Consider the following 22,991-nt stretch of genomic DNA (forward strand, 5'->3'; position numbering starts at 1 on the left):
GGACCGATTACCACAATATTAACATCATTGCGCACCCGTGAACATTCGCTTCACCCTCCGCAACGGCGCCATCAAACGCCAACTGAACGAGGCGCGCATCCGTTCCAGCGCCACCTCGTGCTGCTGCTTCTCGGCCTGAATCCGATGGATGTCCGCCTCCTTGGCCGCGAGCATCTCGGTGAGCTGCACCAGTTCTTCCTGCAGGCGCCCCATCAGCACCGGGACTTCCGCCACCTTCGCCGACAGCTCGGCACCGTGCGCCACTTCGCTGCGATACGCGGCAGCCTGTTCGTCCAGCTTTGACTGCAAGGCGGCGTGCGTTTCGCGCACGCCCGCGAGCTCGGCGGACAGCTCGCCCTTCGCTGCTTCGCTCTCGTTCAACAACCCTGCCAGCCTGCCCTGCTCCCGCGCCAGGGTCCCGATATCCAGCTTGGTCGAGATCAGCTGTCCCACATGCTCGAACATGCGATTCACCAGCACCGGCGCGCCATCCACTTCGGTGAACGCACATAGCTGGCGCAGCGCTTCGGGCTGCTCCTCGCCCACCAGCAGCACGCCCAGGCCATGGGTGTGGGTGAATTCGAACGACGGATAGCGCTGGCGGATCTCCGCCCAGTAGCGCCACACGCCGAAATCGCGCTCCCTGACGTTGATGTCGTGGAACAGCACCACGGCGCGCTTGGACAGCTTGCTCGCCCAGGTCTCGAAATCGTTGCGGACCGCGTCGTAGGTATGCAGCCCGTCGATGTGCAAAAGGTCCACGCTGCCGTCTTCGAAATACTCGACGGCTTCCTCGAAGCGCATGCGCATCAAGCGCGAAAAATCGGCGTAATTGCGCTGGTGATAGTCCAGCAACGTAAAGAACACTTCATCGCCGTAGACACCCGCGTGCTCGTCGCCTTCCCACGTATCGACGGCGTAGCACTTGGCCTGGACCGCGCAGCCCTGAATCGCCTGACAGAACGCCAGATAGGACGCACCGCGATGCGTTCCCAGCTCAACCAGGATTCCCGGACGCATTTCCTCGACCAACCATCCCGCGAACGGAATATGCCCCAGCCAGGCACTCTCCGGAGTGCATTGCGGGTGCAGGAACATCGTATTGTTAATTGGAAAATTGATCACGATTGTGCTCCGTACACGACATTCCCGAAGGGAGATGCACACTGCGCGTCATGCGGACGCGCTACTGGAACTGCGCGATGAAGGCACCGATATCGTCCTTGCATAGCAGATGTTGGCAAGCGTGGATCTTTTCGATCGGCCAATCCCACCAGCGGATGGCGAGAAGCGCTTCGATCTGCTCCTCGGAAAAGCGCTTCCTGACGACCTTGGCGGGATTGCCGGCGACGATCGCGTAAGGCGGAACGTCCTTGGCGACCACCGCACCGGCGCCAACGATGGCACCATCGCCGATGCTGACGCCGGACATCACCATCGCGCCGTGTCCCAGCCAGACGTCGTTGCCGATGCGGGTCGGTCCCTTGCTGGCCGGAAGACCGTCGCGCTTGGCGAGCGGATCGCCAAAGGCGATCCGCAGGGGGAACGTCGTCACCCAGTCGCTGCGGTGCTCGCCGCCACCGAAGATGACCACCTCGTCGGCGATCGAGCAGAACGCGCCGATGGCGATGGATTCGTCCTCGGCCCAGACCTTCAGCGCAGGATTGCCGTAGGTGAAGCGTCCCACGCTGATGCGCGGATCGTCGCTACTGAGCAGCGCGATCCTGCTTTGGTAGGTATCGTTCATTGGGATTCCGCAATCTTCATCTGCACCCGCTCGAACGGAATGCCGACCAGTCCGTAGCGCAGGGTGGGGGAAGACACCTTGAGGATCACCGCATCGTGCAGCCAGTGGTGCTGCGTGTTGGTCAGGGGATCGCCCTCGGCGACCGAGACGGTCATGGAGTAGTCGCCGTTCGGCAGCAATGGCAGGTGGAAGACGAACTCGGCTTCCAGCTGATTGCCCGCGGCGACGTCCAGCGGCGGCTGCACATGGGTGAAGGTGTGCTCGCCGAACAAGGATTGCCCCAGGCTGTCCTTGACGAAAAAGCCCAGGATGGGACTCTTCATGTCGCGATGCACCTGGGCGACGATGCGCAGCGCGACATGCTCGCCACCGAAGAAATAGGGCCGGCCGGGATCGTCGAGGTTGGTGAGCGCCACCGACGCAATGCTGGCGGCGCCCGACTGCCAGCCATCGGAGTGGGCGATGTTGTCGAACAGCTCGAGCTTGATCTCCTCCACCGGCTTGGCCACCGGACGCGGCCCGATGGCCTTGCCCTCGCGCTGATCGAGCGCCTGCAGCTTCACCTCGTCGCCGTAGCTTTCCTGCGCGCAATACTCGATGTAGGCCTGGGTGGTTTCCTGGGCCGAGGCGTGCATGCGCATGACCCCCTTGTCCAGCCACACCGCCGACTGGCAGAAGCTCAGGACCGAGCCGGTATCGTGACTGACGAACAGCAGCGTGCCGCGCTCGCGGAAGGCACGCAGGAAGCGCATGCACTTCTGCACGAACACCGCATCGCCGACCGCCAGCGCCTCGTCGACCACCATGATGTCGGCGTCCACGTGCGCGATCACCGCGAACGCCAGGCGCACGTACATGCCGCTGGAATAGACCTTGACCGGCTGATCGACGAAATCGCCGATATCGGCGAATGCCAGGATGCGGTCCAGGCGCGCCTCGATTTCCGCATGGGTCAAACCCAGGATGGACGCGCTCATGAACACGTTCTCGCGCCCGGTGAACTCGGGATTGAAGCCCGCGCCCAGCTCCAGCAGCGCCGCCACGCGCCCGTTCACCTGGATCGAGCCCGAGGTCGGCGCCAGCGTGCCGCAGATCATCTGCAACAGGGTCGACTTGCCCGAACCGTTGCGGCCGATGATGCCCACGGTATCGCCGCGGCGCACCTCGAAGGACACGTCCTGCAACGCCCAGAACTCCTTGAAGTACTTGCGCGAGGCGAGGCCCAGCGAACGCCCGACCCGCGGGAACAGCGCCTGCTTGATGCGATCGTGCGGCTTGTCGTAGACCTGATAGCACTTGGAGGCGCCAGAGACGCGAATCGCCAATTCCGACATGATGGACCTTTGAATCGAAGCGGATGCTTCAGCGAGCGATTAGACGACGTCCGCGAAACCGCGGCGTACCAGTTGGAACCAGTAGTAGCCCACGTACGCGACCACGAGGCTGCCGATGGAGTACTTGAGCAAACCCATCCAGTCCGGCGGCAGCCCCCACATCAGCACGTTCCGGGACTGCTCGATGATGAAGGTCAGCGGATTGAGATAGATCCACTTGCGCATGCCTTCCGGCAGCGAGGTGATCGGATACAGCGCCGGACTCATGAACAGCAGCACCGTCGCCAGCAGGCCGGTGATCTGGCCGATGTCGCGGTAGTACACACCCAGCGCGGCGAAGAACCAGGTCACTCCCGAGGCGACCATGACCAACGGTGCGACCACCAGCGGGAAGTAGAGCACCGTCAGCGGCAACCGATGCAGCAGCAGGAACTGCGCGATGAGCAACACCGCCAGGGTGATGACCATATGGAACAGCGACGACGCGACCGCCGACCAGGTCAGGATCTCCAGCGGGAACACCACCTTCTTGACGTAGCTGGCATTGGCCAGCACCAACATCGGCGCACGGCTGATGCACTCGGACAGGAAGCCATGCACCATGATGCCGGCGAACAGGATGATCGCGAACTCGGCACGGTTCGTTTCGACGGAACCGCCCCAGCGCGCATTGAACACGTAGGAAAAGACGAAGGTGTAGACGGCCAGCATCAACAGCGGATTGAAGAACGACCAGGCCAGGCCGGCGATGGAACCGCGGTAGCGGCCCAGCACCTCGCGCTTGGCGAGCTGGTAGATCAGCTTGCGGTGCTGCGCGAAGCTGCGCAGCGCCGATGCCGGCGAAAGAGAATTGCTCATCAGGAAGTCGCCTCGTGGAACAGGTCAGGTGTGACGCACGGGCGCAAGCGCCTGCTCGAGGTCATGGCGCAAATCCCCCACATCCTCCACCCCCACGCTCAGCCGCACCAGCGCATCGCTGATGCCGAGCTGGTCGCGCCGCGCGACCGGCACCGAGGCATGGGTCATGACCGCAGGATGGTTGACCAGGCTTTCGACGCCGCCCAGGGATTCGGCCAGGGTGAACAGGCGGGTGCGCTCGCAGAAGCGCTTGGCCGCGTCGAAGCCGCCCTTGAGCACGATCGAGACGATGCCGCCGTAGCCGGCCATCTGCCGGCCGGCCAGTTCGTGCTGCGGGTGCGAGGGCAGGCCCGGGTAGATCACCTTCTCCACCGCCGGGTGCGTCTCCAGCCACTGCGCCAGCGCCAGGGCGTTGTCGCAGTGCGCGCGCATGCGCAGTGGCAGGGTCTTCAGGCCGCGCAGGGCCAGGAAGCTGTCGAACGGGCCCTGCACGCCGCCCACCGAGTTCTGCAGGAAGGCCAGTTGCTCGGCAAGTTCGGCATTGTCGCCGACCACGGCCATGCCGCCGACCATGTCCGAGTGACCGTTGAGGTACTTGGTCGCCGAATGCACCACGATGTCCGCGCCCAGGGCCAGCGGCCGCTGCAGCAGCGGCGAGGCGAAGGTGTTGTCGACCACCACCAGCAGACCGTGCTTGCGCGCGATCGCGGCGATCGCCGCGATATCGACGATCTTCAGCATCGGATTGGTCGGGGTCTCGATCCACACCATCTTCGTGGTCGGGCGGATCGCCGCCTCGAACGCGGCCGGGTCGGTCAGGTCGACGAAACCGAACTCCAGCGCGGCGGTGCGCTTGCGCACCCGCTCGAACAGCCGGTAGCTGCCGCCGTACAGGTCGTCCATGGCGATCACGTGGCTGCCGCTGTCCAGCAGCTCGATCACCGTGGCGGTGGCGGCCATGCCGGAGGCGAAGGCGAAGCCGCGGCTGCCGCCTTCCAGGGCCGCCACGCAGCGCTCGTAGGCGAAGCGGGTCGGGTTGTGAGTGCGCGAGTACTCGAAGCCCTGGTGCTCGCCGGGGCTGGACTGGGCGTAGGTGGAGGTCGCGTAGATCGGCGGCATCACCGCGCCGGTGGACGGGTCCGGGTGCTGTCCGCCATGGATGGCCAGGGTCGCCAGCGCCAGCGCGGGGCCGTCGCCATGGGGGTTCGACGTGTTGTCCGTCATGAAGGGTTACCGGAAAAGGGGCGTGATTCTAGCAGCGCGGTCTGAACGGCCCCATGCAGCGGGGCCGCGCCGACCGCAGGGATTACTGCACCCGGCGGCGCAGGTAGTTGAGCAGGTCGATCCGGGTGATCAGGCCCAGGAAGGCGCCCTCGTTCATCACGATGGCGACCTGGCCGCGGTCGAACACCGGCAGCAGGGCCTCGATCGGCGATTTGACGTCGAGCCGGTCGAGCTTGCTGACCATCGCCGTGGCCACGGGGTCGCGGAACCGCGCTTCGTCGCCATATACATGCAACAAGACGTCGCTTTCGTCGACGATCCCGACCAGTTGATCGCCTTCCATCACCGGCAGCTGCGACACGTCGTACAGCTTCATGCGCTGGTAGGCGGTGGTCAGCAGGTCCTTGGGGCCCACCACCACGGTGTCGCGCTGGCTGTACGGGCGCAGGATCAGGTCGCGCAGGTCGCCGTGCTGCGGGCGCTCCAGGAAGCCGTTGTCCAGCATCCAGTAGTCGTTGTACATCTTCGACAGGTACTTGTTGCCGGTATCGCAGACGAACACCAGCACCCGCTTGGGTTCGGTCTGCGCGCGGCAATACTTCAGTGCCGCCGCCAGCAGGGTGCCGGTGGAGGAACCGCCGAGGATGCCCTCCTTGGCCAGCAGCTCGCGCGCGGTGTGGAAGCTCTCGGCATCGCTGATCGAATAGGCCTTCTTGACCCGGCTGAAATCGGAGATCGCCGGCAGGAAGTCCTCGCCGATGCCCTCCACCAGCCAGCTGCCGGACTTCTCGCTGACCGTGCCCTGCTCGATGTACTCGGTCAGGATCGAGCCGACCGGGTCGGCCAGCACCAGTTCGGTGTGCGGCGAGGCGGCGGCGAAGGCGCGCGACAGGCCGGTCATGGTGCCGGAGCTGCCGCAGCCGAACACGATCGCGTCCAGCCGGCCGTCCATCTGCCGCAGGATCTCCGGGCCGGTGCCGAACTCGTGCGCGGCCGGGTTGTCGGGGTTGCCGAACTGGTTGATGAAGTAGGCCCCCGGGGTCTCGGCAGCGATGCGCGCGGCCAGGTCCTGGTAGTACTCGGGGTGGCCCTTGGCCACGTCGGAGCGGGTCAGCACCACCTCGGCGCCCATCGCCTTGAGGTTGAAGATCTTCTCCCGGCTCATCTTGTCCGGGACCACCAGGATCAGCTTGTAGCCCTTCTGCTGGGCGACCAGGGCCAGGCCGATGCCGGTGTTGCCGGCGGTGCCCTCGACCAGCACCGCACCGGGCTTGAGGTCGCCGCGGCGCTCGGCCGCCTCGATCATCGACAGGCCGATGCGGTCCTTGATCGAACCGCCGGGATTGGCGCTTTCCAGCTTCAGGTACAGCTCGCACACACCGGTGTCGAGCTTGCTGGCCTTGACGATGGGGGTGTCGCCGATCAGGTCGAGTACGGAGGAGTGAATGGCCATCGGGTCCGAATGCGTCGCGCCGCGGCAGCGGCTGGACCGGGCATTATCCGCGCTCGGGGAGGGAAAGTCAGAGAATGCGCGTGGCGCAGACGAAAAAAGCCGCGATCGCGGCCTTCGACAGGGGGATGACGCGGACGGTGGCAAGCCGACGAGGAGGCCAGCCACCGCCCGCGACAAGGGGAAATGATACGGTCAGTGCGGCTTCTGCTCGTAAAGGCGCAGCAGCTTTTCCTTGGCGGCGAGCTTTTCGCGCTTCATCTGCGCCAGGGTGACATCGTCGATCGGCAGCACGCCGAGCTCGGCGTCCATGCACTTCTTGTCCAAGGTCTTGTGGCGCTGGTAGAGCTGCTTGAACTCCGGATCGGACTTGATCAACGCGTCGATTTCGGTCTGCGGTTGCCCTTCGAACATAGGAATAGCCTCCTTCAGCTGGAAACAAGAACGCCCCGGCCGCTGCGGCACGGGGCGTTGCCTGGGAGCGGAAGCGCGCGAGCCGCCGGCTGCACCGCCACAACACCTGGAACCGCGGTTCCTGCGACGTCGGATTGCGGTGCGCGCCACTGCGTCATCGGCTCGAACTCCTCCGTTGGCACCAGGCGGCGGGAGTGCCGCCTGGACTACCGACCCTACGCTTCCCTACCGTCGCGGACAAGAGAAGCAGGCCCGCTTTGCCGCATTCAGTTGCTCGGCGCTCAGGCCCAGGGAAAAACCCCGTTAAACGCCCGGGCGCAGGGCACGACGCACTTAGGGCGCGATCACAACTTCGGCCGAACGGGCCTTGGTCGACGCCCCCTTCTTGCCCACCGCCTGCATCCGGTTGGCGGGCACGCCGCCGCTGACCAGCGCCGCGCGCAAGGCATCGGCGCGCTTCTGGGCCACGCCGGCGTCGGTGTCGTAGGCCTCGATCCGCACCTTGCCCTTGCTGATCTGCAGGTATTGCGACAGGGCCTTGGCTTGGTTCGTGGCGTCGCCCGACAGCGCCGCCTTGCCGGCGCCGAAGGCCGCGCCGGAGAAGGTGAAGACCTCCCCGCGGGTCTCGAAGCGCGAGGCCGGCAGCTTGGTGCCGGCGACCAGTTCGGCCTCCTCGCGCGCCAGCTTGGCCGCCTTCTGCTGCGCGGCGCTGAGCTTGGCGGTCTGCTGTCCGGCCACGCTGGCCAGGGCCGCATCGGCATCCGCGCGCGCCGCCTGTTCGGCCTCGGCGGCCTGGCGCAGGTTCTCGGCTTCCTCGGCCTGGATCTGCGCCTGCACGCGCAGGCGCTCGGCTTCCTGACGAGCCCGCGCGGCCTCGCGGCGGCTGGCCTCGATCAGCAGGTCGCTGCGGGTCTTTTCCAACTGATCGACCTGGCGCCGGGCGATTTCGGCGCGGGCCATGGTCTCGGCGATCTCGACCCGACGCTCGGCCAGGTAGCGCGCCTCGTCGCGCTCCTTGCGCTTGGCGTTGGCGAAGTTGGCCACCGCCTGCTGCGCCTGCAGGCGTTCGTAGGCGGCAACATCGGCGTTCAGCGGATCGGCCTGCAGCGCCACCAGGCGCTGGTTGAGCACGGCCAGTTCCGGGTCGTCGGCGGCCATCGCGCCCGGCGGCGCCAGCAGCAACGCCAGCAGGGCCAGGCGGCGCATTCCATACAGGGCGCGGCTCATGGACGGCCCTCCCCGGTGCCCAGGGTCTGTTGCAGCTGGGCCACCTCGGCCTGGCGCTGCTTCAGTTGCGCATTGGCCACCGCCTCCTCGCTGCGCGCGCGCGCCAGGTCGGCATCGGCGGCCACGCGCAGCGCCAGCTGCGGCGCGGTCTTGCGCTGGCGGCGGTCGAGTTCGGCCTGCTGCGCCTGCTCCAGGCCCTGGCGGGCGCTGGCCAGCAGGTCCGGCGCGTACTGGTCGGCATCGGCCTGGATCGCACGCTGCACCGCCTGCTGCGCGGCCAACAACTCCGGCGAGGCCACCTGGGCGAACGCGGCCGGCGCGGCGAACAACGCCAATGCGCAGGCCATCACATACTGCTGACAACGGAAGTGTGCGAAGCTAGTTTTCATCTAGGGGGGCCGTGGACGGAGACGTCGATCACGGCCATTGTCGGAAGCCTGTGGCGCGCTTGCAACGGGCGATTGCGGATTGTTGGGGAACCATTGCGCATGGATATCGGCTATTTCCTGAAGCTGATGACCGAAAAGAACGCCTCGGACATGTTCCTGACCACAGGAGCACCGGTCTATATCAAGATCGAAGGCAAGCTGTACCCGCTCGGCGCCACCGGCCTGCCGCCGGGCATGGTCAAGAAGATCGCCTACTCGTTGATGGACGAGGGCCAGGTGCCGCAGTTCGAGCGGGAGCTGGAATTGAACATGGCCATCGCCCTGCAGGACGCCGGGCGCTTCCGCGTCAACGTGTTCAAGCAGCGCGGCGAGGTCGGCATGGTGATCCGCGCGATCCGCAGCAAGATCCCCAGCATCGAGGAACTGCACCTGCCGCAGGTGCTCAAGGACGTGATCATGACCCCGCGCGGGCTGGTCCTGGTGGTTGGCTCGACCGGCTCGGGCAAGTCCACCTCGCTGGCGTCGATGATCGACTACCGCAACAGCACCACCACCGGGCACATCCTCACCATCGAGGACCCGATCGAATACCTGCACAAGCACAAGCTGTCCATCGTCAACCAGCGCGAGGTGGGCCTGGACACCCACGCCTTCCACAACGCGCTGAAGAACGCGATGCGCGAGGCGCCGGACGTAATCCTGATCGGCGAGATCCTGGACGCGGAGACCATGGAGGCGGCCATCGCCTTCGCCGAGACCGGGCACCTGTGCCTGGCCACCCTGCACTCCAACAATGCCGACCAGACCATCGAGCGCATCCTCAACTTCTTCCCCGAGAGCGCGCACAAGAACGTGCTGATGAACCTGTCGCTGAACCTGCGCGCGGTGATCTCGCAGCGCCTGGTCAAGGACAACACCGGCCGCCGCCGGCCGGCCTCGGAAGTGCTGCTGAACACCCCGATGATCCGCGACCTGCTGCGGCGCGGCCAGGTCCACGAGATCAAGCAGGCGATGGAGGAGTCGCTGGAAGACGGCATGGAGACCTTCGACCAGTGCCTGTTCCGCATGGTCAAGCAGGGCCAGATCGAGCAGGAGGAAGCGCTGCGCGCGGCCGACTCGCGCGACGGCCTGGCGCTGAAGTTCCGCCTGTCCGAAGGCGGCAGCGGCGAACACGACCCCTACGCCGACTACGACAGCGGCCCCAGCGCCGCGCCGCGCATCACCCACGGCTTCGTCTGAGCGCATCGCCGCAAGCAATGCGGCGCCTATGCAGGAATGGGCGCGTAGGAGCGGCTTCAGCCGCGACCGGGCGTTCGCAGATGCCTGGTCGCGCCGGTCCCGTAGCGACGGCGGCAACGGCGGACCGGAGGGTCCGTCGGCGGTTGCCGCGGGGCCGCCTTTGCCGGGGCAAACGCCACTTCCACGCATCTGCGCGTCGGGACTGAAGTCCCTCCCACAGTGCACCCAGCGAGTTCGCCGCAAGCGCCTGTGGAAGCGACCTCGTAGGAGCGGCTTCAGCCGCGACCGGGCGTTCGCAGACGCCCGTCGCGCTGTCCCGCAGCGTCGGCGGCAACGGCGGACCGGGGATCCAGCGGCGGTCGCCGCGGGGGGTGCCCCTGCCGAGGCAAACGCCACTTCCACGCATCTGCGCGTCGGGACTGAAGTCCCTCCCACAGTGCACCCAGTGAGTTCGCCGCAAGCGCGTGTGGGAGCGACTTCGTAGATACCGTCTTCCCCTCTAACAGGCAAGGGCCTTTTGAGGGAGGAAGGGCGTGCGGGATTTGAGCACGCCGTAGGCGATATGCAGCAGCTTGCGCATGGCGGCGCAGATGATCTGCTTGTTGGCCTTGCCGCGTTCGCGCAGGCGTTGTTTGAGCGCGCGCACGACCGGGTTGTGGGTCATGGCGACCAAGGCCGGCAGGAACAGGCCGGCGCGCAGGCGTGGGGAGCCGGTGCGGGAGATGCAGACCTGGCCCTGGCGCTTACCCGACTCCTGCAGCCGTGGATTCAACCCGGCAAAGGCAGTCACCGCCGAGGCGTGAGAGAAGCGCTCCACGTTGCCAAGCTCCGCCAGCAACAACGCTGCGCTCCTGTGGGCAATCCCGTCGATGCTGACCAGCAGCTCGCGCTGCCCGCGCAGGGTCGGATCCTGGTCGATTTGGTCGTCAATGGCCCGTTCGATCTGGGCGATGCTCGCCTGGAGCTGGCTGATGATCTCCAGCAGCGAGTCGCGCACCACCGGCGCGGCGACATCCAGGCGATTGCGCTCCATCTGCAGCATCTGCAGCAGGTCGTCCCGGCGGCGCACCAGCGCCTTGAGATGCTTGAGGGCCGGCGGATCGGGCTGCCACGGCCGCAATTGCGACGCATGGCGCAGGCCATAGCTGGCGATCAGCTTGGCGTCGCTCCGGTCGGTCTTGACCCGAGTCAGCTGGCTGCGCGCATACAGCGCCGTCTGCGCCGGGTTGAGGACACACACCCGGTAGCCCAAGGCGTGCACGAACTCGGCCAGCGCCTCGTGGTAGGTGCCGGTGGCTTCCATCACGATCCAGCTGTCCGCCTGCGCGTGGGTCTGCAGCCACGTGCGTAGGGTCTGGAACCCCGTGGGATCGTTCGCAAGCTTGGCTTTGGTGCGGTACTTGCCGTTGGCCAGATCGATGGCCAGATCGAAACTGTGTTTGGCGACGTCGATACCGACGACTGGGGACATGGGGAATTCCTCCATCGTAGGGTGAACACGATCACCGCTGCGCCCGGTCCTGCCTTGTGGATGCGAGTTCACGCCAGCGGCGGACTCTGGATACCGTACGGACACCGATGGGCCAGCATGCGCAATGCGGGAGCCAATCTACAATGCAAGCTCGTGGCTTTAGGAGCGACTGGGCTTCCCGCACTGCTCCGATGATCAGTCGGAAGACATAACGCCGCGGGGGCCTCATGTCCAGATACAAGGAGCGGCTTCAGCCGCGACCGGGCGTTCGCAGACGCCTGGTCGCGCTGGTCCCGCAGCGTCGGCGGCAACGGCGAACCGGGGGTCCAGTGGCGGTCGCCGCGGGGCGGCAGGCATGGCGGCAGCTTCGATCTGTCGCGCATGCCGACAGACCGGTCGCGGCTGAAGCCGCTCCTACGACACAGTGAAATTCACTGCGCGTCGGGCTGGTGTTCCGGGCGTGCCGCGTCGAAGGCCGGCAGCGCCAGGCAGGCGCGTTCGATCCGCTCCAGGGTCGGATAGGCCTGCAGGTCCACGCCGAAGCGGCGCGCGTTGTACAGCTGCGGCACCAGGCAGCAATCGGCCAGGCCCGGCTGCTCGCCGTGGCAGAAACTGCCGGTGTCCGGCGACTCGGCCAGCAATTGCTCCAGCGCGTCGAAGCCGACCTGCATCCAGTGCCGCATCCACTCCTCGCGCTCGGGCTGTGGCACGTTCCAGGCGCTCTCGAAGAACTGCGCCACGCGCAGGTTGTTGAGCGGGTGGATGTCGCAGGCGATCAGTTGCGCCAGGCCGCGCACGCGGGCGCGGTCGATCGGCGCGTCCGGCAGCAGCGGCGGCTCCGGCCAGCGCTCGTCCAGGTACTCCAGGATCGCCAGCGACTGGCGGATCGGCTGGCCGTCGTGGCACAGGGTCGGCACCAGTTCCTGCGGGTTCAGCCGCGCATACTCCGGCGAGTGCTGCTGGCCGCCGTCGCGCACCAGATGCACCGGCAGCGACTGGTACGCCAGCCCCTTCAACTCCAGCCCGATGCGCACCCGATACGCGGCGCTGGAGCGCCAGTAGGTGTAGAGCTGCAGTGCCTCGTCCATGCCCGCCTCCGTCTGCGCAATCGACAACGATACCGGTGGACACCTGGGCTGCGGCGCCGCCGGTCGCCCCGGCACCGCCGCCGGCCGGGTCAGGGCAGCGGCGCCTGCTCGATGCGCTGCTCGATCGCGCCGAAGATGCTCACTCCGTCACGGTCCAGCATTTCGATCCGCACCACGTCGCCGAAGGACATGTACGGCGTGCTCGGCTTGCCGTCGCGCAGGGTTTCCACGGTGCGCTGCTCGGCGAAGCAGGAGGCGCCGCGCGCGGTGTCCTGGTTGGCGATGGTGCCCGAACCGACCACCGCGCCGGCCGCCAGCGGGCGGGTCTTGGCCGCGTGCGCGACCAGCTGCGCGAAATCGAACTGCATGTCCTCGCCGGCTTCCGGCGCGCCGAACCAGGTGCCGTTGATGTGGGTCAGCAGCGGCAGGTGCACCTTGTTGCCCTGCCAGGCCTCGCCCAGTTCGTCGGGAGTGACGAACACCGGCGACAGCGCCGAACGCGGCTTGGACTGCACGAAGCCGAAGCCCTTGGCCAGTTCCGGCGGGATCAGGTTGCGCAGCGACACGTCGTTGACCAGGCCGATCAACTGGATGTGCGCGGCGGCCTGCGCCGGCGTCACCGCCATCGGCACGTCGTCGGTGACCACCACGATCTCGGCCTCCAGGTCGATGCCGTAGTCCTCGCTGACCACCTTGACCGCATCGCGCGGGCCGTAGAAGCCGGCGCTGACCGCCTGGTACATCAGCGGGTCGGTGTAGAAGCTCTCCGGCACCTCGGCGCCGCGCGCGCGGCGCACGCGTTCGACGTGCGGCAGGTAGGCGCTGCCATCGAGGAATTCGTAGGCGCGCGGCAGCGGTGCCGCCAGGGCCGCCATGTCCAGGTCGAACTGGCCGTCGGCGCTGCCGTCGTTGAGCGACTCGGACAGGGCGTTCAGGCGCGGGGCGAGGTTGCTCCAGTCCTCCAGCGCGCGCTGCAGGGTCGGCGCGATGCCGGTGGCGCGCACCGCGCGGGTCAGATCGCGGGACACGACGATCAGGGTGCCGTCGCGACCGCCTTCCTTCAGGGAACCTAGCTTCATGTCCGTCCAGTGCTGGGGGCTGAGCCGGCGATTGTACGGCCAGACGGCGGCTTGGTTTCAACTGAAACGGACCTGCATTTTGTGCAGCGCGCCAATTCAGGTACACTGCCCCGGTCTGCATGCGGCCGTCCGTTTCCCTCAGGGACCGCCGGCGAGGCCAGGATCGCAACGATCCGACTCGCCCGCCCCGCCCGACGCCTTTCGTGGTGCCGACGAACCCCAGCCTCGCGCTGCGGGTTGATCCACCCTCTCGCAGCGCGGTTCACGGGAACGCTCCGAGCCTCACCTACTTGCGCCTGCGCGCCGGGTCCGTCCCGGCGTCGGCGCGTTATCCGGAGCATTCTCATGTCGTTCGAATCCCTGGGCCTTGCGCCCTTCCTGCTGCGCGCGCTGGCCGAGCAGGGCTACGAAACCCCCACCCCGATCCAGGCGCAGGCCATCCCCGTCGCGCTGGAAGGCCATGACCTGATGGCCGGTGCGCAGACCGGCACCGGCAAGACCGCCGCGTTCGGCCTGCCGCTGCTGCAGCACCTGGGCACCTCGCCGCAGACCGTGGGCGCCGGCCCGCGCAAGCCGCGCGCCCTGGTGCTGACCCCGACCCGCGAACTGGCCACCCAGGTCCACGACAGCCTGCGCGGCTACAGCAAGTACCTGCGCATCCCCAGCGCCACCATCTACGGCGGCGTGGGCATGGGCAACCAGCTCGACGCGCTGCGCCGTGGCGTGGACCTGCTGATCGCCTGCCCGGGCCGCCTGCTCGACCACCTCGAGCGCCGCAGCGTGGACCTGTCCGGCATCGAGATCCTGGTGCTGGACGAGGCCGACCGCATGCTCGACATGGGCTTCCTGCCGTCGATCAAGCGCATCCTCGCCAAGCTGCCGCGGCAGAACCGCCAGACCCTGCTGTTCTCGGCCACCTTCGAGGAAGGCATCAAGCAGCTGGCCCGCGAGTTCATGCGCGACCCGCAGGAAATCCAGGCGACCCCGAGCAACACCGTGGCCGACACCATCGCCCACCGCGTGCACCCGGTGGACGGCGCGCGCAAGCGCGAACTGCTGCTGCACCTGCTGGCCGCCGACTCGCGCAAGCAGACCCTGGTGTTCGCCCGCACCAAGCACGGCGCCGACAAGCTGACCACGTTCCTGGACAAGTCCGGGATCAAGGCCGCGGCGATCCACGGCAACAAGAGCCAGGGCCAGCGCCTGCGCGCACTCGGCGACTTCAAGGCCGGCCGGATCACCGTGCTGGTGGCCACCGACATCGCCGCGCGCGGCATCGACATCGACCAGTTGCCCAAGGTCATCAACTACGACCTGCCGATGGTCGCCGAGGACTACGTGCACCGCATCGGCCGCACCGGCCGCAACGGCGCGCAGGGCGAGGCGGTGTCGCTGGTGGCGCAGGACGAGGCCAAGCTGCTGCGCGCGATCGCACGCCTGCTCAAGCGCGACATGGACATCCGCGACGTGCCCGGTTTCGAACCGGTCACGCCGATCCGCTGGGGCAACAACAACCCGCCGGACGAGCGTCCGGGCGGCCAGCGCCCGCCGCGCCGCGGCAGCCATGCCCGCCGCGGGCACGGCGATGCGCCGGCGCATGCGCACGCCGGCAGCAAGAAGCCCGGCGGCAACCACGCCGACGGCGCGCGCCGTCAGGGCCAGGGTCGCCGCCAAGGCAACGGCGGCAACCGCCCTGCCGCGCCGCGCTGAGCCATCGGCGGCCGAGCGCCTCGCACGCACCCAGGCCGCCCTTCGGGGCGGCCTTTTTTGTCCGCTCTGCCCGGACATCACGCGCCTGTCGCCAGCCCTGCAGCACGCCACGTCGTGCGTTTCGCGCGCCCCGCACCGCGCCATGCCGCTCCACCCCTGACCGTACAATGCCACCCATGGATATCTTCAAAGTTTTCACCCTCGAAGCCGCGCACCGCCTGCCCAACGTGCCGCCCGGCCACAAGTGCGCGCGCCTGCACGGGCACTCGTTCCGCATCGAATTGCACGTCAGCGGCGAACCCGGCGCCGAGAGCGGCTGGGTCATGGATTTCGGCGACATCAAGGCGGCGTTCCGCCCGCTCTACGACCAGCTCGACCACCACTACCTCAACGACATCGAAGGCCTGGACAACCCGACCAGCGAACGCCTGGCGATGTGGATCTGGGACCGGCTCAAGCCGGCGCTGCCGCTGCTGAGCGAAGTGGTGGTGCACGAGACCTGCACTTCTGGGTGCCGGTATCGCGGGCCGGGTTGAAGAAAGCCGGGAATGGAGAGTGGGGAATCGGGAATCGTAAGAGCGGCACTGCGACGACCGAGAGCCTCCAGTGACGGCCCGCCTGTTCCTCGTCGCGCGCAGTTGGCGCCCGCCGGAGGCGCGGAGGCGCCCAGCGCGGGGCTGGTGGAATTTTGGCAAGCCATTGATCAGAAAGGTAGTTTGAACGAATCCTGAGCGGCTTCAGAAAATTTTGTTGCATCGCAGCAGAATGGGCGTATGTTGCACTGCAACAGCAGTCGGCATTCCAACGGAGTTGCATGATGTCCGCTCAATTCAACGACCAGTTCAGCAGCTACACCCAGCAGTTCGCCGCTGCCGCGGCGCGTGCCAACCGCCTGGCGCTGGAGAGCGCCGAGAGCGTGTTCGGCGTGCAGTTGAAGACCTTCGAGAAGAACGTGTCGGCCACCACCGGCTTCCTCGGCGAACTGACCGAGGCGCGCGACCTGGGCACCGTGCAGGCGCTGTGGCCGAAGGGCCTGCAGGTCGCCCGCGACAACTTCGAGCGGCTGGCCACGGCCAACCAGGAAGTGTTCGGCCTGGGCCTGAAGACCTCCGAGGCCATCGGCCAGCTCGCCAAGCACCAGTTCGAGGCGGCGACCGAACAGGCCGCGCCCAAGGCCAAGCCCGCCGCGAAGTAACACCCGATTCGACGTCGCTGCGGTCCGCCGCCCGACGCACCCTCGGTCTGCATGGGTCCCTCCCCCCGTGCAACCCCAAGGCCCGGTAGATCCCTCCCTCTACCGGGCCTTTTTTATGGGCGGGATTCGGGCGTTGGGATTGGGGATTCGCCGATTTCGCGCGTTTCGGCGTTCCTGGCTTTCTTTGAGGAAAAAGCTGCCGCACCGATGCTTCATCGGTGAGGCGTCGGGACTGAAGTCCCTCCCACAACATCCGCCCCCGCAGTAAATCAGCCGGGCGACAGTCCCGCCCACGGCTGCAACTCCGCCGCCAACTGCTCGGCCTGCGGTTGCGGACGGTACGGCAGGCGCCCCCAGCACGGCATCGGCAGGCGCGTGCGCAGCATCGCCATGTTGTCGTCGATGCGCTCCATCGCCGGATCGATCTCGTTGCCGATCCAGCCGATGCACTGCAGGCCATCGGCGGCGATCGCCGCGGCACTGAGCCGGGCGTGGTTGAGGCAGCCCAGGCGCAGGCCGACCACCAGCACCACCGGCAGCCGCAGCGCGCGCGCCAGATCGGCCTGGTCCAGGGTCGCCGACAGCGGCGCCGCCCAGCCGCCGACGCCTTCCACCACCACCACGTCGGCCTGCGCGCGCAGACGTTCGAACGCGGCCGCGATCGGCGCCAGCTCCAGCTGCACGCCGGCATCGGCGGCGGCCAGTTCCGGCGCCAGCGGCAACGGCAGCGCGTACGGGTTGAGATCGTCATAGCGCGGGCGTGGGGTGCTGGCCTCCTGCAGGGCCAGTGCATCCTCGTTGCGCCAGCCCTCGGCCTCGCGGGTGCAGCCGCTGGCCACCGGCTTCATGCCCACCGCGCGCTGGCCGCGCGCACGCAAGGCATGCAGCAGCGCGGTGCTGGCGATGGTCTTGCCGATGCCGGTATCGGTGCCGGTGACGTAGAAGGCGGGAACAGCCATGCGAGCGAAACCCTGTCGGTTGGCCGGCGGGACGCGCGGCGGCGCGCAGGATAGCCGGGCCCGCCGCGCGCGTCAGCCGCCGCGGTGCCGGCGGAGGCAGCGCGCTGCTAGACTCGCGCGATGTTCGCCTCGTCATCGCTCACCGGCAGCAAGCCGGAACAGTACGCCCAGTTGCTCGACCAGGCCCGCGCCCTGGTCGCCGGGGAGCCCGACCGCATCGCCAATGCCGCCAATCTGGCGGCGCTGGTGTATCACGCGCTGCCGCGGCTGAACTGGGTGGGTTTCTACCTCTACGACGGCAAGGAACTGGTGGTGGGGCCGTTCCAGGGCCTGCCGGCCTGCGTGCGCATTCCGCTGCACAAGGGCGTGTGCGGCGCGGCCGCCAGCAGCGGCCAGACCCAGCGCATCGACGACGTGGAGGCGTTCCCGGGGCATATCGCCTGCGATGCGGCCTCGCGTTCGGAACTGGTGGTGCCGCTGCTGCGCGACAGCGCGCTGGTCGGCGTGTTCGACCTGGACAGCCCCGACCTGGCCCGCTTCGACGCCGACGATCAGCGCGGCCTGGAAGCGATCGCCCAGGTCTTCGTCGACAGCCTGCGATGAGCACCACCAAGCTGCGCAACATCGGCCCCAAGAGCGCGGCGTGGCTGCGCCAGGTCGGCGTGCGCACGCAGCAGGACCTGGAGGCGGCCGGTGCGGTCGGCGCCTTCGTCAAGGTCAAGCGCGCCGGCTTCAAGCCCAGCCTCAACCTGCTGTATTCGCTGGAAGGCGCGCTCAGCGGCTGCCACTGGCAGGAATTGTCCGAGGCGCGGCGCGCGCAGTTGCTGGGCGAGCTGGAAACCGCAACGGCGGCGCTGCCGGCGCAGCGCGGCCTGCCGGTCGCCGGGCCGGTGGCGACCACCCATTTCGACCGCGACGACACGCACGGCAACGATGACGCCGACGGCGCCTACGCGCAGGACCCGCACGACACGCCGGTGAGCGACCATCACGGCGACGACGACGGCCACGGCGCACACGCAGACTGAGCCGCGCGGGCAGCGGCGATCGCGTACAATCGCGCCGCTTCAAGGTGACCCGCCGGCTCCGGCCAGCGGGTTGAAACGGGAAGCCGGTGCGTCTTGCGACAAGGCCGGCGCTGCCCCCGCAACGGTAAGCGATCCGCGCTGACGACCTGCGCCACTGTGCCCTGGGCATGGGAAGGCGTCGCAGCCGGGAGGTCCGCCTCCCTGATCGCCAGCCCGGAGACCGGCCTTGCAGTTCACTGGTTGCGATGCGGAGGGCGTCGCGGCGTGCCGCGCCGTGTCCGGCGCCGTCCGCTTGCACCTTCCGTTCGCGACTCCCTTGCCGTCACAGCGCGCAGCCGCGCGCCGGAGTTGCCACCCATGTCGTCCCGCCCGCTTTCGGTCGCGATCGCGTCCGCCCTGTCCCTGCCCGCGCTGGCCCACGCCGCCGATGCCGCCACCGACCTCGACCAGGTCCTGGTCACCGCCACCCGCACCCAGATTTCCGTGGAGGACAGCGTGGTGCCGGCGCAGGTCATCGACCGCGCCGAGATCGAGCGCAGCCAGGCCACGTCGCTGGCGCAGCTGCTGCAGGGCCGCGCCGGCATCGGCGTCTCCAACCAGGGCGGCCTGGGCAAGCTGACCACGCTGAACCTGCGCGGCAGCGAATCGGACCACGTGCTGGTGCTGGTGGACGGCGTGCGCATCGGCTCGGCCAGCGCCGGCCTGGCTGCGTTCCAGGACCTGCCGCTGAGCCAGATCGAGCGCATCGAGATCGTGCGCGGCCCGCGCTCGAGCCTGTACGGCTCCGACGCGATCGGCGGCGTCATCCAGATCTTCACCCGCCGCGGCGGCCAGGGCTTCCAGCAGAACCTGAGCCTGGGCGGCGGCAGCCATGGCCTGCGCGAGGCCGGCGCCGGCTTCAGCAACCGCGGCGAGCGCGGCTGGCTGGCCGTGCAGGGCGGCTACCAGAAGACCGACGGCATCAATGCCTGCAACGGCTCGGCCACGCTGTTCGCCGGCTGCTTCGTCGACCAGCCTGACCGCGACGGCTACCGCAACGTCTCGCTGAGCGCGCGCGGCGGCTACGCGCTGACCGACACCCTGCGCGTCGAAGGCCAGGCGCTGAACATCGACAGCCGCAACGAATACGACGGCGATCCGCTGTTCGCCGGCAACGAGGCCGACAACACCCAGCAGGTGTTCAGCGGCAAGCTCGACTGGACGCCCTCCGATCGCCTGCACCTGGCCGCGCAACTGGGCCGCAACGTCGACGACGCCGACAGCTACTACCGTGCGCCGGGCGCACGCACCCGCAGCTTCATCAGCACCTTCGACAGCCGCCGCGACACCGCCGCGCTGCAGGGCGACATCAGCCTGGCCGAAGGCCACCTGCTCAGCGTCGGCAGCGACTGGCAGCGCGAGCACGTCACCAGCACCACCGCCTTCGACGTCGACAGCCGCGACAACACCGGGGTGTTCGCCGAGTACCAGGGCCGCTTCGGCGCGCAGCAGGTGCAGGCCAGCGTGCGCAGCGACGACAACGAACAGTTCGGCGAGCACACCACCGGCAGCCTCGGCTGGGGCCTGGCACTGGCGCATGGCCTCAAGCTCACCGCCAGCGTCGGCACCGGCTTCAAGGCGCCGACCTTCAACGACCTGTACTACCCGTTCGCCGGCAACCCGGCGTTGAAGCCGGAGCGCTCCAAGAGCGGCAACCTCGGCATTGCGCAGTACGCCGACAGCTGGAACTGGACCTTCAACGCCTACGAGACCCGGGTCAAGGACCTGATCTCCTACGACGCAATCAGCTTCCTGCCGGTCAACGTGGACGAGGCGCGCATCCGCGGCGCCGAACTGACCGGCTATGCGCTGCTGGCCGGCTGGGAGCTGTCGGCGCAGCTGAGCCACACCGATCCGCGCAACCGCAGCGACGGCGACAATCGCGACAACTGGCTGGCGCGCCGCGCGCAGAACACCGCGCGGCTGGACGTGGACCGCGGCATCGGCCCGGTCAAGCTCGGCGTCACCGTGTTCGGCAGCGGCCACCGCTTCGACGACGCGGCCAACCGCGTGCGCCTGGCCGGCTACGGCACCGTCGACCTGCGCGCGGAGTACGCGTTCACCCCGGACTGGACGCTGCAGGCCAAGGCCAGCAACGTGTTCGATCGCGACTACCAGACGGTGAACTGGTACAACCAGCCGGGCCGCGAATACGCGCTGACCCTGCGCTACGCGCCGGCGGCGCGCTGACGCCATGCGTCGCGCTGCGCCGGAAGGCGTGGCGCGACGCGACAGCTCAGACATCACACGCGTCTTTTTCGTAGGAGCGGCTTCAGCCGCGATGGGCTTTATCGGGAAAGCCCATCGCGGCTGAAGCCGCTCCTACAACGACATTCCGATCTTCGCGTGGCACCGCGGCGCTGCGCTGCCATCGCTCAGCGCAACTGCAGCAGCTCACGCAGATCATCCATCAGCAGCACCACATCGGCGGTGGCCAGATCCAGGTCGCGCGGATAGCCGTAGCGCACCAGCGCCACCGGCATGCCGGCGGCGTGCCCGGCCTGCAGGTCGGTCCCCGAATCGCCGACCATCAGACAGCGCGCCGGCGGCTGCGCGAACTGCTGAGCCAGGTGCAGCAACGGCGCCGGGCTGGGCTTGCGCTCGGGCAGGCTGTCGCCGCCGAGCACGGCAGAAAACCGGTCGGCCACGCCCAGATGGCGCAGCAGCGGCGGCACCATCGCCGACGGCTTGTTGGTGCACAGCGCCAGCGTCACCCCAGCCGCGTGCAACTGCGTCAGCGCTTCGGCCGCACCGGGGTACAGCCGCGGACTGCGCAACAGGCACTCGGCGTAGTGGCGCATGAAGGTCGGCATCACCGTATCGAGCGGCGTGGCGTCGCCGGCATGCCGCCAGGCGGCCTCGACCAGCTTGCGCACGCCCTCGCCGATCCAGCCGAGCACGGTTGCCTCCGGCACGCGCGGCAGGCCGAAGTCGACCAGGGTGCGGTTCAGTGCCTCGGCGATGTCGGCGCCGCTGTCGACCAGGGTGCCGTCGAGATCGAACACCACCACTGCATACGGAAACATCATGTCGTGCCAGGACAGGGGAAGAAGTGTGCATTGTAGGTGGCGCACGGGCGGTACGCGGTCGCGGCAAGGCCGATCAGCATGGCCAGACGATGAAGTCCGTGTTTCCAATCCTTGCACGCACATGTGGGAGGGACTTCAGTCCCGACGCGGGATGGGCAAAGGCCACGTTCCCGGTTCACTCGCGTCTCCCTTGGCGTTCAATCCACGCACGGCGAGGATGCGGCTGCCAACTTGGCATCCTCCACGACGGCGACAACCCGTTTCAATCCACGTACCAAGCAGAACCGCCGTGCGTGATCACCTCAACCGAACAAGCGCCCCTGCGCCTGTGCGGGTGTGGGCTCGTGAAAGCCGGACAGGCCCACGCCGACCAGGCGGTAGCGGGTGGATGCCGGCAGGTCCACGCGCGCGCGCAGCGCCAGGGCGATGTCGATCAAGGTCTGCAGCGACTCCGGCGGCTGCTCGGGGGTGAAGCTGCGGGTGAGGATGCGGAACTGCGCGGTCTTCAGCTTCAGCACCACCGTGCGCGCGATGCGTTCGGTGCGGCGGGTGGCGTTCCAAGTCTTCTCCGCCAGTTGCCGGATCGCCGGCTCCAGCGCGTCCAGCGCCAGGTCTTCGGCGAAGGTGTCCTCGGAGGAGATCGACTGCACCGGCTGATCCGACTCCACCGGGCGTTCGTCGATGCCGCGCGCGCGTTGATACAGGCGCAGGCCGAAGCTGCCGAAGCGCGCTTCCAGTTCGGCCTCGCTGCGCGCGCGCAGGTCGCCCACGGTGGCGATGCCCAGTTCCGCCAGCTTGGCCTCCATCACCTTGCCCACGCCGGGCACCTTGTTCACCGGCAACGGGGTCAGGAAGGCCTCCACGCGATGCGGGCGGATCACGAACTGGCCGTCGGGCTTGCGCCAGTCCGAGGCGATCTTGGCCAAGAACTTGTTCGGCGCGATCCCGGCCGAGGCGGTCAGTTCGGTTTCGGCGCGGATCTGCGCGCGGATGGTCTGGGCGATCTCGGTGGCGGTGCGCAATTCGCCCTTTGGCGCGGTGACGTCCAGATAGGCCTCGTCCAGCGACAGCGGCTCGATCATGTCGGTGTGGCGCTGGAATATCTCGCGCACCTGCCGCGACACCGCCTTGTAGCGGGCGAAATCCGGCGGCACGAAGATCGCGTCCGGGCACAGCCGCTCGGCGCGCAGCGCCGGCATCGCCGAGCGCACGCCGAACACGCGCGCCTCGTAGGAGGCGGCGCACACCACCGAGCGCATGCCGCGCCAGGCCACCACCACCGGCTTGCCGCGCAGCGCCGGATCGTCACGCTGCTCCACGGACGCGTAGAACGCATCCATGTCGACGTGAATGATCTTGCGCATCGACCCCATACCCTACGCCTGCGAACGGTGTGCGCATGATAAGCCCGGCACTGCGCACGGACTGAGAATGCGCGCCTTGATCCGGCGCAGTGCGCGCGCCACCGCCGCTGCCGACACTACGCGTGCGTACGGATAAAACGTTTGATT

General features: G+C 68.0%; 22 protein-coding genes and 1 riboswitch. Of the genes, 7 read left to right on the forward strand and 15 right to left on the reverse strand.

Translation table 11 applies throughout. The annotated features are described in order from the left end of the window. Positions 1-24: 24 nt before the first annotated feature. From AC1PLR_RS18210 to AC1PLR_RS18250, 9 genes are all read right to left on the reverse strand, one after another. A complete protein-coding gene (locus AC1PLR_RS18210) occupies positions 25-1,125 on the reverse strand; it encodes a class I SAM-dependent methyltransferase (RefSeq protein ID WP_481101886.1) in 1,101 nt (366 codons plus the stop codon). 61 nt (positions 1,126-1,186) lie between these two features. After that, positions 1,187-1,747 carry a CatB-related O-acetyltransferase gene (locus AC1PLR_RS18215; RefSeq protein WP_481101887.1) on the reverse strand — a complete coding sequence of 187 codons (561 nt, stop codon included), beginning with the start codon at positions 1,745-1,747 and terminating at the stop codon, positions 1,187-1,189. After that, positions 1,744-3,081 carry an ABC transporter ATP-binding protein gene (locus AC1PLR_RS18220; protein WP_209032469.1) on the reverse strand — a complete coding sequence of 446 codons (1,338 nt, stop codon included), beginning with the start codon at positions 3,079-3,081 and terminating at the stop codon, positions 1,744-1,746. Before AC1PLR_RS18220 ends, AC1PLR_RS18215 begins: the two co-directional genes overlap by 4 nt. Positions 3,082-3,120: 39 nt before the next feature. Then, complete coding sequence (locus tag AC1PLR_RS18225) at positions 3,121-3,939, reverse strand: ABC transporter permease (RefSeq protein WP_420007986.1); 819 nt, start codon at positions 3,937-3,939, stop codon at positions 3,121-3,123. Between the two features lie 24 nt (positions 3,940-3,963). Continuing rightward, positions 3,964-5,163: a cystathionine gamma-synthase gene (locus AC1PLR_RS18230; RefSeq protein WP_481101888.1), complete on the reverse strand. Its 1,200-nt coding sequence runs from the start codon at positions 5,161-5,163 to the stop codon at positions 3,964-3,966. An 82-nt stretch (positions 5,164-5,245) separates the two neighbouring features. Further along, positions 5,246-6,616, reverse strand: coding sequence for a pyridoxal-phosphate dependent enzyme (locus AC1PLR_RS18235; RefSeq protein ID WP_010340227.1), 1,371 nt, complete (start codon positions 6,614-6,616; stop codon positions 5,246-5,248). Positions 6,617-6,808: 192 nt separating this feature from the next. Continuing rightward, entirely contained in the window at positions 6,809-7,027 is a 219-nt protein-coding gene (locus AC1PLR_RS18240; protein ID WP_010340228.1) for an HP1242/YdcH family protein, read from the reverse strand. A 333-nt stretch (positions 7,028-7,360) separates the two neighbouring features. Next, positions 7,361-8,233, reverse strand: coding sequence for an OmpA family protein (locus AC1PLR_RS18245; RefSeq protein ID WP_481103636.1), 873 nt, complete (start codon positions 8,231-8,233; stop codon positions 7,361-7,363). A gap of 17 nt (positions 8,234-8,250) precedes the next feature. Further along, entirely contained in the window at positions 8,251-8,643 is a 393-nt protein-coding gene (locus AC1PLR_RS18250; protein ID WP_010340230.1) for a DUF4398 domain-containing protein, read from the reverse strand. A gap of 99 nt (positions 8,644-8,742) precedes the next feature. On the opposite strand from AC1PLR_RS18250, the gene AC1PLR_RS18255 reads away from it, so the two are divergent. Continuing rightward, complete coding sequence (locus AC1PLR_RS18255; RefSeq protein WP_209247609.1) at positions 8,743-9,882, forward strand: PilT/PilU family type 4a pilus ATPase; 1,140 nt, start codon at positions 8,743-8,745, stop codon at positions 9,880-9,882. A gap of 499 nt (positions 9,883-10,381) precedes the next feature. Here AC1PLR_RS18255 and AC1PLR_RS18260 read toward each other — a convergent pair whose 3' ends face one another. From AC1PLR_RS18260 to AC1PLR_RS18270, 3 genes are all read right to left on the reverse strand, one after another. Next, positions 10,382-11,353: an IS110 family RNA-guided transposase gene (locus AC1PLR_RS18260; RefSeq protein ID WP_481101059.1), complete on the reverse strand. Its 972-nt coding sequence runs from the start codon at positions 11,351-11,353 to the stop codon at positions 10,382-10,384. Between the two features lie 431 nt (positions 11,354-11,784). After that, positions 11,785-12,441 (reverse strand): maleylacetoacetate isomerase, encoded by a 657-nt coding sequence (maiA, locus tag AC1PLR_RS18265; protein ID WP_010343831.1) that lies wholly within the window; start codon positions 12,439-12,441, stop codon positions 11,785-11,787. An 89-nt stretch (positions 12,442-12,530) separates the two neighbouring features. After that, positions 12,531-13,520 carry a fumarylacetoacetate hydrolase family protein gene (locus AC1PLR_RS18270; RefSeq protein WP_481101889.1) on the reverse strand — a complete coding sequence of 330 codons (990 nt, stop codon included), beginning with the start codon at positions 13,518-13,520 and terminating at the stop codon, positions 12,531-12,533. A gap of 345 nt (positions 13,521-13,865) precedes the next feature. On the opposite strand from AC1PLR_RS18270, the gene AC1PLR_RS18275 reads away from it, so the two are divergent. The 3 genes from AC1PLR_RS18275 to AC1PLR_RS18285 all read left to right on the forward strand — a co-directional run bounded on the left by AC1PLR_RS18275 (position 13,866) and on the right by AC1PLR_RS18285 (position 16,425). After that, positions 13,866-15,230 (forward strand): DEAD/DEAH box helicase, encoded by a 1,365-nt coding sequence (locus tag AC1PLR_RS18275; protein ID WP_104609550.1) that lies wholly within the window; start codon positions 13,866-13,868, stop codon positions 15,228-15,230. Positions 15,231-15,406: 176 nt separating this feature from the next. Beyond that, positions 15,407-15,766, forward strand: coding sequence for a 6-carboxytetrahydropterin synthase QueD (queD, locus tag AC1PLR_RS18280; protein WP_355501418.1), 360 nt, complete (start codon positions 15,407-15,409; stop codon positions 15,764-15,766). A gap of 281 nt (positions 15,767-16,047) precedes the next feature. Continuing rightward, positions 16,048-16,425 carry a phasin family protein gene (locus tag AC1PLR_RS18285; protein WP_481103637.1) on the forward strand — a complete coding sequence of 126 codons (378 nt, stop codon included), beginning with the start codon at positions 16,048-16,050 and terminating at the stop codon, positions 16,423-16,425. 269 nt (positions 16,426-16,694) lie between these two features. On the opposite strand, the gene bioD is transcribed toward AC1PLR_RS18285, so the two are convergent. Continuing rightward, complete coding sequence (gene bioD / locus AC1PLR_RS18290) at positions 16,695-17,384, reverse strand: dethiobiotin synthase (RefSeq protein ID WP_481101890.1); 690 nt, start codon at positions 17,382-17,384, stop codon at positions 16,695-16,697. A 120-nt stretch (positions 17,385-17,504) separates the two neighbouring features. Between bioD and AC1PLR_RS18295 the strand changes: the two genes are divergently transcribed. The 3 genes from AC1PLR_RS18295 (at position 17,505) to btuB (ending at position 20,641) form a co-directional block, all read left to right on the forward strand. Next, a complete protein-coding gene (locus tag AC1PLR_RS18295; RefSeq protein ID WP_160948164.1) occupies positions 17,505-17,987 on the forward strand; it encodes a GAF domain-containing protein in 483 nt (160 codons plus the stop codon). Next, on the forward strand, positions 17,984-18,412 hold the full coding sequence (locus AC1PLR_RS18300) for a TfoX/Sxy family protein (RefSeq protein ID WP_481101891.1): 429 nt from the start codon (positions 17,984-17,986) through the stop codon (positions 18,410-18,412). The genes AC1PLR_RS18295 and AC1PLR_RS18300 overlap by 4 nt, the downstream gene beginning before the upstream one ends. 25 nt (positions 18,413-18,437) lie before the next feature. Beyond that, positions 18,438-18,655, forward strand: a riboswitch (cobalamin riboswitch). A gap of 114 nt (positions 18,656-18,769) precedes the next feature. Next, positions 18,770-20,641 carry a TonB-dependent vitamin B12 receptor gene (btuB, locus tag AC1PLR_RS18305; RefSeq protein ID WP_481101892.1) on the forward strand — a complete coding sequence of 624 codons (1,872 nt, stop codon included), beginning with the start codon at positions 18,770-18,772 and terminating at the stop codon, positions 20,639-20,641. Between the two features lie 185 nt (positions 20,642-20,826). Here the strand turns inward: btuB and gph are convergent, their stop codons facing one another. Further along, positions 20,827-21,480 carry a phosphoglycolate phosphatase gene (gph, locus tag AC1PLR_RS18310; RefSeq protein WP_481101893.1) on the reverse strand — a complete coding sequence of 218 codons (654 nt, stop codon included), beginning with the start codon at positions 21,478-21,480 and terminating at the stop codon, positions 20,827-20,829. A gap of 302 nt (positions 21,481-21,782) precedes the next feature. Next, positions 21,783-22,853, reverse strand: a complete 1,071-nt coding sequence (gene dinB / locus AC1PLR_RS18315; protein WP_010343821.1) for a DNA polymerase IV — start codon at positions 22,851-22,853, stop codon at positions 21,783-21,785. Between the last annotated feature and the right edge of the window lie 138 nt (positions 22,854-22,991).

It is taken from the genome of Xanthomonas sp. NCPPB 3570 (assembly GCF_056725115.1).